Origin of the sequence: Calothrix sp. UHCC 0171 (assembly GCF_034931845.1) — a bacterium.
In the GTDB taxonomy this organism is placed as follows: Bacteria; Cyanobacteriota; Cyanobacteriia; order Cyanobacteriales; family Nostocaceae; genus Brunnivagina.
Map to the genome: position 1 here is coordinate 42,048 of NZ_JAYGHN010000038.1, position 8,618 is coordinate 50,665.

The following is an 8,618-nucleotide window of genomic DNA, read 5'->3' on the forward strand; positions in this document are numbered from 1 at the left end:
TGAATAGATATGTAGACGATTGATTACGGCGTTATCTCATCTACCTATCTCCGCATCCATATCCAATGCTCAATTTCGCAAATAACTAAAATAAACCAAAATAAAACCAATAAACTATGTCTGCTGCAAATTTTTCTAATCCCACACCGTTTGTATATTCCAGCCAAACCCTGACACGCGCAGAAAGGTCGCTAATTTGCTCACCGTTCAAATATACTTTATTTGCGGCGATGGGTTGCGATCGCGTGGCGATTGGTGAAATTACTGGTAATAAAGGCTTTGAGAAAGGCTACACAAAACGCCTTCTGTCAGAATTAGTTGCAGATAATGAGTTGGTTTGGTTAATTCAAGTTGGTGTATTACGTCGTGAAGTCGATGGACAGGGAATTACAGATAGCTTTCGCCTCACTCCCCTAGGACGTAACCTCGTGGAAGAATATCAAACCAAACCTTGGCGAAATCCTTCATGGAGCGATCGCATTTACGAAACAATTACTCGCTGGTTGAGATTACCCTTCTAGAATAATTAGGTAGTAATGAGTTATCAATAAAGGATAAAAGGGAACAATAAGTACGGAAACGTCAATACCATTCATGAAAACTTTAATGTGGTGTTGGTTATTGGTGAATGGTTATTTGTCGTTGGTTAATCGTTGTATTTCCATGAACTACTAACTATTAACACCGAACTCTGAACACTTAAGCACTAACCATTAACCACTAACATCAAAATTGGTACATCCCCTTTATCCCTAAGACACTGACTCAATCTCAAAATCGAACAATTATGAAAGCAATTATGGTAGTGGGAACTACATCCCACGCAGGGAAATCACTGATAACAGCAGCTATTTGTCGAATTTTGTCACGTAGAGGCTGGCGAGTGGCTCCCTTTAAAGGTCAAAATATGGCTTTAAATGCTTATGTGACAGCTAGCGGTGGCGAAATGGGCTATGCTCAAGCAGTGCAAGCTTGGGCTGCGGGAGTTGTACCTTGGGTGGAAATGAACCCAATTTTGCTTAAGCCTCAAGGCGATATGACTTCCCAGGTAATTATTAAGGGTAAGCCAGTTGGTAAAGTGACGGCATCGGATTATTATGAACAATATTTTGATTTGGGTTGGCGAGCAATTGAAGAATCGTTGCAGCATTTACAAACAGAATTTGATTTATTGATTTGTGAAGGTGCGGGAAGTCCGGCGGAAATCAACCTCAAACACCGCGACTTAACGAATATGCGAGTCGCCAAACATTTAAATGCATCGACAATATTAGTCGTTGATATAGATAGAGGTGGTGCATTTGCCCATGTGATTGGGACATTAGAGTTACTCGAACCCGACGAACGCGCTTTAATTAAAGGGATTGTCATCAACAAATTCCGAGGACAGCGATCGCTACTCGATTCGGGGATTAAATGGTTAGAAGAACGGACGGGAATTCCTGTAATTGGGGTAATTCCTTACATGGAACAAGTATTCCCGGCGGAAGACTCCTTAGATTTGTTGGAGCGGAAGTCTCACAAACAAGGTAGCGAGTTAAATATTGCCGTAATTAGATTACCTCGGATTTCCAACTTTACCGATTTTGACCCATTAGAATCTGAACCCAGTGTTAATATCAGATTCATGAGTCCCAAGCAAGATTTAGGACATCCCGATGCGGTAATTATTCCCGGCACAAAAACAACAATTCCCGACCTGTTAATTATGCAAAAAAGCGGGATGGCGGAAGCAATTCAACATTATGCGGCTTCTGGTGGTACAGTGCTGGGGATTTGTGGCGGGTATCAAATTTTAGGGCAGATGATTGCCGATCCAGAAGGTGTTGAAGGACAAGCAGGTAGATTCCAAGGGTTAGGATTATTACCCATCAAAACCGTAATAACTGGACAAAAAGTTGCCCGTCAGCGTCAAGTTAGTTCCAACTTCCCCCAAGTTGGTTTACCCGTAACTGGATTTGAGATTCACCAAGGGCGATCGCGCGTTGAAATTCCTCCAAACGATCCTCAAGGTTTTCAAGCCCTATTCGATGACCCCAACTTAGGTTTAGTTGATGGCTGTCAGTCTGTTTGGGGTACATATTTACACGGAATTTTTGATAATGGTCCCTGGAGACGTGCTTGGTTAAATCGCCTACGCCAACAACGTGGTTTAAAATCCTTACCTACAGGTGTTGCTAATTATCGCGAACAACGAGAAAATCTTCTAGACTCGCTGGCGACAGAAGTCGAGCGTCACTTAGATTTATCTACATTTTTGTAGTATTTTGTCAAGTCCTGAAAACAAAACTGATCGATCAATTTAGATCAATTAGATCAATAGTTGTTAATAATTAAGAACCAATCCAAAAGCAAATGAGCGTCCACATCCGCTTTTTACCTGATGATATTACTGTTGATGCCGAAATTGGAGAACCCCTGCTTGATGTTGCAGATAGAGCTGGAGTATCTATTCCTACAGGGTGTTTGATGGGTTCATGTCATGCTTGTACGGTTGAATATGAGCATGGCGATGTTGTCCGTGCTTGTATTTCCGCAATTCCACCGGGACGTGATGAATTAATTATTCATTTATTTAGTGACCCAACTTGGTGATTTGTCATTTAATTGCAAAAGTCCTCTATCAAGAGGACTCAATCTTCTGGAAGGGCTGGTGTTAAATCCTACTAAATTCTACTTTCTGGCAAAGTTAGACGGGTCTTGATCTCTTCGATGCTGAGTGGGAATTGGGGCTGGCTGTCCATCACCCACAAGGGCTGCGGTTTTCTCCAGAGATTCCCGCAATCGTTTAGCTGCGTAGATCGACATATCTCTAGGTACATTGATGCGATCGCGCAAATATCGTAGAGCTACATCAGAACCCGATGGAGGTACACAGTCTTCACCGGTCATCATCTGTGTTAAAGCACAACGTAGGGCTTGATCAAATAATTTATCATCGGCAGGGTTGACTCGGATAATATTGACGCGATGCTCGATAACTCTTTGCAGAGCTTCCATACGGGAGTTTTCGGGCTCTGGATAAGTAACATCTGGTAGCCCAAACCAAGGTCCGTTATCTACCCGCGCTTTATTGAGAAGCATCTGGGTTTCGCCGTTTTCCCAACAGCCCCCCATCTGGGGCGGTAAATCATGTGCATGGGTGTGAAAGTCGCTCTGGGTACCGCAGTAAGTCGTTCGGCTTTCCATGGCATCAAACCATGCCCGCAAACGGGGGTTTTCCTCCCGCAGTGAGTAGCCCTTGTAGTAGTAAAGGCTCGCATTCATGCGTTCGACATAGGGCGTAAAGATGACATCAACGATGCCGAAACTATCTAGAAAGTAAGGTCCTGGGGTGCTACCTAGAGCTTCCTCGACTTTAGCCACCACTCCTACAAATTGTTCTCGGTTGCGTTGTTCTTGTTGGGAGGAACCTGTTGGGTAGCACAGCCAAGCACACCAGGCTCTAAATAAAAGTCTTTCTAATTGACGTAGAGGCAGCACTCTGCGGTCTTCCATGCCTTGGTTTAATGAACCAAAAACCTTTTCCAAAGCAATCAAAATGTCGTCGCTTTCCTTAATAATTCGTCCATCTAGCTCGATCGCGGGCAGCATTCCGGATGGTACTTTACGTTTGTACCAACTTTCTTTCTCTCCATAGCAGAACATTGTCACTTTTTCGATGCGGTAGGGTATCTGTTTTTCCTCTAACCATAACCAAACTTTTTGACAGTAAGGACACCAGGCATGGTTATCACGGTACAGCGTTACCCGGACATCAGATTCGGGCTTTCCAAACAAGCGCAACCTGGCTCTAGAGTTGGTGAGACCATTAATGGTATCTATTTGATAGTCTGTGAGGGTTTCTAGTTCTTGCCAACTGAGGGGTGCGGTAGTCATAGGGTAGTTGCTGAGGGCTATTACTGAGGACTTTTCTTGACTCTACAATATTTTTAATAATAGGTTTCAATTACAGGCTGGCTAAATTACGCAAACCGTAGATGTTTGGTGGTGACATCAGTGACTCGATCGCCTAAAAATCGCGGTCAAAATACCAAATTCAGATGACAGCACAAATGTAGCATACATATCTGCGGTACTAATTCCGACACCGCAGAGTTGGGAATCATATCATATTCGGCTAATCACTGACAATTAAAATTTCTCCGCTTCCCCGCGTCTCTCAGTCTCCGTGTCAGTCTTAGTTATTTTTATCCTCTATCCTTGATTATGTATTCTGCCTCTAGTTCTGGGAAATTCTTAAGAATATATTTATTTTTCTGGCATTCTCGGTTGAGTTCAATAGAAGAAGCACAAATCTATCTCTAATGATGCATTGACTGACACAATCTAAATATTTATAAATTGAATTACAAAATCAATTTGATTTTAATTTACTGTAATGATAGTTTTAATACTCCCGTCTCATTGATTAAGGCGTAAGCGAGGAAAAATGAGAGAGCGATCGCAAAAATAAGAAAAGTGAGGTTCTTCTGCAATTGCTTGTAATTCGACCTAGACGAGTATTTATACTTATTTAAAGTCGCAAATAATATTTCCACCGACTTCGATTCATGATATCCAAAGCACCTCTATCTATGACTTTTGAATCTGTACAAACCTCCGGGAAATTCATATAATGAAATTGTAGCTAGTGCTACAAAAAGCTCTATGAAATTGTTGGATAAGCTGCTAAATTATTAAGAATAGTAAAAAAAGTTAACATTAGTAATGTATTAGGAAGTATGCTTCTCATTTATGCAGAACTCTAATTTGCCAGAACCCGAGTTACTCAAGACAGTGTTACAACCCTTATTAGAGGATTTTCAATATTGGTTTGCGCGATCGCATGACTTTTTAGAAAGCGAGCGTGTGGGGTTTATGAGTCAGCAAGAGCAGTCAAATTTGCTTTTGCGAGTCAAGCAAGCGCAAGAAGAGGTAAAAACAGCGAAAATGCTACTTACCGCAACGAATGGACAAGCCGGTATTGAAATGCAGGCTCTTATGCCTTGGCATCATTTAGTTACAGAATGCTGGAATGTGGCGATGCGTTCTCGACAAGAGCGCGAAACTTAAGATTTATGAGATGAAAAGATGAAGATTCTTCTCGTATAGATTTTAGCCAGCTATCAATCAGCAGAATCGCGGCTATGTTTATTTTAAGTATTTCAAAAATTAAAGAAAACCAAATGATCTAAAAATGATAAATAAATAGATTGAATGTATATTATGCTACTCGTAATCCCTTTTGATTTGCAGTAGTCAGAATGTAGGCAAAATATACAGAATTAGCGGCAATCCGCAGACAAGTTTTCTCATACTATTCCATTCAAATTGTTACAGCTTTATTGACCGCTTTGGCATCTCTTTAGAAACAATTTAAAAACACGCTGCTCCTTGAGGAAGACCCTATGTTACACCTTCTTTACATTCTGGCTTTTACAATTCTTGCCGTTATTGCTGTTGCAAATTTAATTCGTAATTTAGTAATGTTTAGTTTTGATCGGGAGCGGACATACTCGCCCAAGTCTTCGCTAGCTAGTAACGGTTATTCTGGTTCCAGAAAGCAGTTTGTACCTCATCCCGAATTATTAGACGATTCTGGTAAGTTAATCAAAGAACCTTTGTTAGTAATGCGATCGATTAATGTTGAAGATGCTCGTCAACAACTAGATGCCCTGTTTGAAGCATCTCCAGGACAAAAAAGTGATGTTCAGGAGGAGAAGTAGGAATTAAGAGTTAGGAGTTAGGAATAATCTTGGTTCCAGTCTCCATAACTACATAATTCCGGGTTTATTTCTCCTCACTTAAATTTATTTTCGTCCGAATTTAAGCCTCAATGACAACGCGGAGATTGCCGCGTTTTTTCGCGACACGACAAGCAGTTGTATTTCCAGAACGCTCAAATTCCAAATCGAGAATTGTTGGACCAACGCGCAAATTATGTAAAGATAGGCGGTTAATTGACTCTGGTAATGCGGGGTCAATAATTCTTAAGCAGTTATTGGGTGCATCTGGGACTAAATTAACCATCATTTGTAATAGTTGGAAAATGCTACCAGTTGCCCAAGCTTGGGGAGTGCAAGCTACAGGGTATTGAACAGGGGCATTATCTCCATCACGCTCGTAGCCGCAGAATAATTCGGGCGGACGTTGATAGGGTTGCACATTAGTCATATCAAACAAACCTTGGAAAACTTCCATTGCTTGATCGATTAAACCGAGCGATCGCAATCCCATCGCAATCATTGAGTTATCATGGGGCCATACTGAGCCAATATGGTATCCCATGGGATTGTATGCCGGAGATAAGCTACTCAGGGTACGAATTCCCCAACCGTTGAACATATCCGGAGCGCGTAATCGTTCCGCAACACTGTAGGCTTTTTCCGGTGTAAAAATACCGAGTTGCAGACAGTGTCCGGGGTTAGAAGTAATACTATCAACCTGTTTCCCTTCCCCATCCAAAGCCAAAGCGCAGAAATCCTGGTCTTCTATCCAAAAATCGCGATTAAAGCGCAATTTCAGGTTCCTAGCTTCCTCCATCCATCTGTCAGCTAAATCTAAACGCTTTTTCATCCGGGCAATTTCAGCCAAGCGTATTTTTGCCGAATAGACGTAAGCCTGAACCTCACAAAGTGCGATCGCCCCATTTGCCAATTCTCCTTTACGATTGACAATACAATCACCAGAATCTTTCCAACCCTGGTTAGCTAAACCCCGCTTCGATTTCCGGTAATAGCTGAGATAACCAGTATCCTTCATATTGCGATCAATCCAATCCATCGCCGCTAAGGCATGATTCCAGAGATTCTCTAGGGTTTCGCCATCATGTGTCCAAGCGTAATATTCCGCATACAACATCAACCATAATGGAGTCGCATCAACGGTTCCGTAGTAGGGAGTATGGGGAATTTCCTGACAGCGTGAAAGTTCACCACTGCGTAACTCGTGTAGTATTTTCCCTGGTTCTTCTTCGCGCCACTCGTCGTCAATTTTCCCTTGGTATTTTGCCAGGAGGGTAAGCGTCTCTTTGGCAATTTCGGGATTTAACATCAAGGTTTGGGAAGCGGTAATAATTGAATCCCGTCCAAACAATGTCGAGAACCAAGGAACACCAGCAGATACAGTCTTATGCTTGCCAAAGGATTGGCGCAATAAATACATATCCTGTTCTGCGCGCTCAATTGCCCGGTTAAAAATGCTTTTATCCGCATGAATCCGGGTAATTTGCTGTACCCAGTTTTGCTCCTCCATTACCTCGGCAGCCTTAGCTTGTCCTAAGGTGGCAGGAGCGCTGACTGTAGAGCTTGATTTATTATTCGTAATTGGATTAATTCGATAACCCAATTTTTGCTTTTCATGGGGGGCTAATTCAAACCGCCACAGTGCCGTATAACCTTTAAAATAATCTGGTTGACGATGCTGGAATTTAATTCGTGATTCCATCACCATCCCATCCAAACCTTGATAGGCGAGGGTTAAAAATTGTTCGCGCTTTTCTGAGTTTTGCTCGTCTGGGACTAAGCCATTACTTTCACTATGGGAAAGGACAACTTCCTCCGATATTGGCTCGACTAAACGTAATAATCTACCCCGCTTTTCACGATAGTGCCCGCGAACTTCAAATAAATCAGCAAAATCACCATCAAAGCTGAGGCTAAGTTCAAAGTTAATATTACTGGTACTGTAATTACAGACTTCAATTTCTTCAAATAAAGCCCCATTCAACACCAGTTCCCGCCGCATCCCAATTGTATCGGGTTGGAGATGGTCTTCAATCCGGGGATTGGTACACAAAACCGATAACGAAAAACCTTTATCGGCTGTGCTGCTTAACAACACCGGAGAATGTCCATCAATTTGCAGTTCTAATCGGCTCAAAAATCTGGTATCAGCGCAAAATAAACCCATACTGGGGTTGCCATCATTCAGGGAACACCCAGAAATATTACCTAAAGTATCTGTAACTAAAAATAAATCGTCATCTTTAATAGTTAATGTTGGCTGCGGTCTTTGACTGACTACGCAGGGCCATTCGGGAATTGGTATATCTTCCGCCGGAACAAAGGCTTTGCCGTCTAGCAGTATTTTTTCCGGTGTTAGGATTGTATCCGGTGTCATCAGCAAATTTCCAGGTGTAACGAGTCTAGATTTTCTTTGTCGATTTTCTTTGTTCGATTCGCGTCAACAGGAAAAAATGACGCAGCATCAAACAATTTTTCAGCCACTCATGCAAAAAAATAAACTCATACAGATGCTTTCGACATAAGTATAAATCTATGTGTTGAATTTATGTGTTGAACTTATTTTCAGCCAACAAAACTAGTTTAAAGTTTTGTAAACAATGTTTTTTGACACTCCCCAGCCTAAAGGTGTGAGGATTCTTCATTCATAGACCCAACTTGCTCATACAAGATTTCTCCAGCATAAGTAGAGGTTGAATTTCCTGAAGCGTTCGAGTCTAAGACCCAAGTTCCCGTATGCCCTACGGTACTCAAGGCTAATTTCAGAATATTAATAGCAGCATTCCAGTCTCTATGCAGCACAAATCCACATTCACAAACATGAGTTCTTGTTGATAGAGATTTTTTCACTACTGCGCCACAGTTAGAGCATTTTTGGGAAGTATAGGCGGG

Annotated in this window: 8 protein-coding genes; 5 read left to right on the forward strand and 3 right to left on the reverse strand. The window is 41.9% G+C overall.

What is annotated here, in order from left to right; translation table 11 throughout:
- Positions 1–116 precede the first annotated feature (116 nt).
- From VB733_RS22460 to VB733_RS22470, 3 genes are all read left to right on the forward strand, one after another.
- Positions 117–521, forward strand: coding sequence for an Npun_F0494 family protein (locus VB733_RS22460; protein ID WP_323342278.1), 405 nt, complete (start codon positions 117–119; stop codon positions 519–521).
- Positions 522–787: 266 nt separating this feature from the next.
- Entirely contained in the window at positions 788–2,263 is a 1,476-nt protein-coding gene (cobQ, locus tag VB733_RS22465) for a cobyric acid synthase CobQ (protein WP_323342279.1), read from the forward strand.
- Between the two features lie 92 nt (positions 2,264–2,355).
- Complete coding sequence (locus VB733_RS22470; RefSeq protein ID WP_323342280.1) at positions 2,356–2,595, forward strand: 2Fe-2S iron-sulfur cluster binding domain-containing protein; 240 nt, start codon at positions 2,356–2,358, stop codon at positions 2,593–2,595.
- Positions 2,596–2,673: 78 nt separating this feature from the next.
- On the opposite strand, the gene VB733_RS22475 is transcribed toward VB733_RS22470, so the two are convergent.
- A complete protein-coding gene (locus tag VB733_RS22475; protein ID WP_323342281.1) occupies positions 2,674–3,879 on the reverse strand; it encodes a glutathione S-transferase family protein in 1,206 nt (401 codons plus the stop codon).
- 858 nt (positions 3,880–4,737) lie between these two features.
- Here VB733_RS22475 and VB733_RS22480 point away from each other — a divergent pair.
- Together VB733_RS22480 and VB733_RS22485 are read left to right on the forward strand one after the other, a co-directional pair.
- Positions 4,738–5,055: a DUF2605 domain-containing protein gene (locus tag VB733_RS22480; RefSeq protein WP_096614987.1), complete on the forward strand. Its 318-nt coding sequence runs from the start codon at positions 4,738–4,740 to the stop codon at positions 5,053–5,055.
- Positions 5,056–5,390: 335 nt separating this feature from the next.
- Positions 5,391–5,708, forward strand: a complete 318-nt coding sequence (locus tag VB733_RS22485; protein ID WP_323342282.1) for a DUF2973 domain-containing protein — start codon at positions 5,391–5,393, stop codon at positions 5,706–5,708.
- A gap of 100 nt (positions 5,709–5,808) precedes the next feature.
- Here VB733_RS22485 and VB733_RS22490 read toward each other — a convergent pair whose 3' ends face one another.
- Positions 5,809–8,103, reverse strand: a complete 2,295-nt coding sequence (locus tag VB733_RS22490; RefSeq protein WP_323342283.1) for an amylo-alpha-1,6-glucosidase — start codon at positions 8,101–8,103, stop codon at positions 5,809–5,811.
- A gap of 245 nt (positions 8,104–8,348) precedes the next feature.
- On the reverse strand, positions 8,349–8,618 hold a 270-nt coding region (locus VB733_RS22495; RefSeq protein WP_323342284.1), incomplete at its 5' end, for a transposase.

What these genes read in the sequence shown, in the direction of transcription:
- VB733_RS22475 (WP_323342281.1), bottom strand. Translation starts at nt 3,879, where the DNA reads ATGACTACCGCACCCCTCAGTTGGCAAGAACTAGAAACCCTCACAGAC.
- VB733_RS22485 (WP_323342282.1), top strand. Translation starts at nt 5,391, where the DNA reads ATGTTACACCTTCTTTACATTCTGGCTTTTACAATTCTTGCCGTTATT.
- VB733_RS22480 (WP_096614987.1), top strand. Translation starts at nt 4,738, where the DNA reads ATGCAGAACTCTAATTTGCCAGAACCCGAGTTACTCAAGACAGTGTTA.
- VB733_RS22490 (WP_323342283.1), bottom strand. Translation starts at nt 8,103, where the DNA reads ATGACACCGGATACAATCCTAACACCGGAAAAAATACTGCTAGACGGC.
- cobQ (WP_323342279.1), top strand. Translation starts at nt 788, where the DNA reads ATGAAAGCAATTATGGTAGTGGGAACTACATCCCACGCAGGGAAATCA.
- VB733_RS22460 (WP_323342278.1), top strand. Translation starts at nt 117, where the DNA reads ATGTCTGCTGCAAATTTTTCTAATCCCACACCGTTTGTATATTCCAGC.
- VB733_RS22470 (WP_323342280.1), top strand. Translation starts at nt 2,356, where the DNA reads ATGAGCGTCCACATCCGCTTTTTACCTGATGATATTACTGTTGATGCC.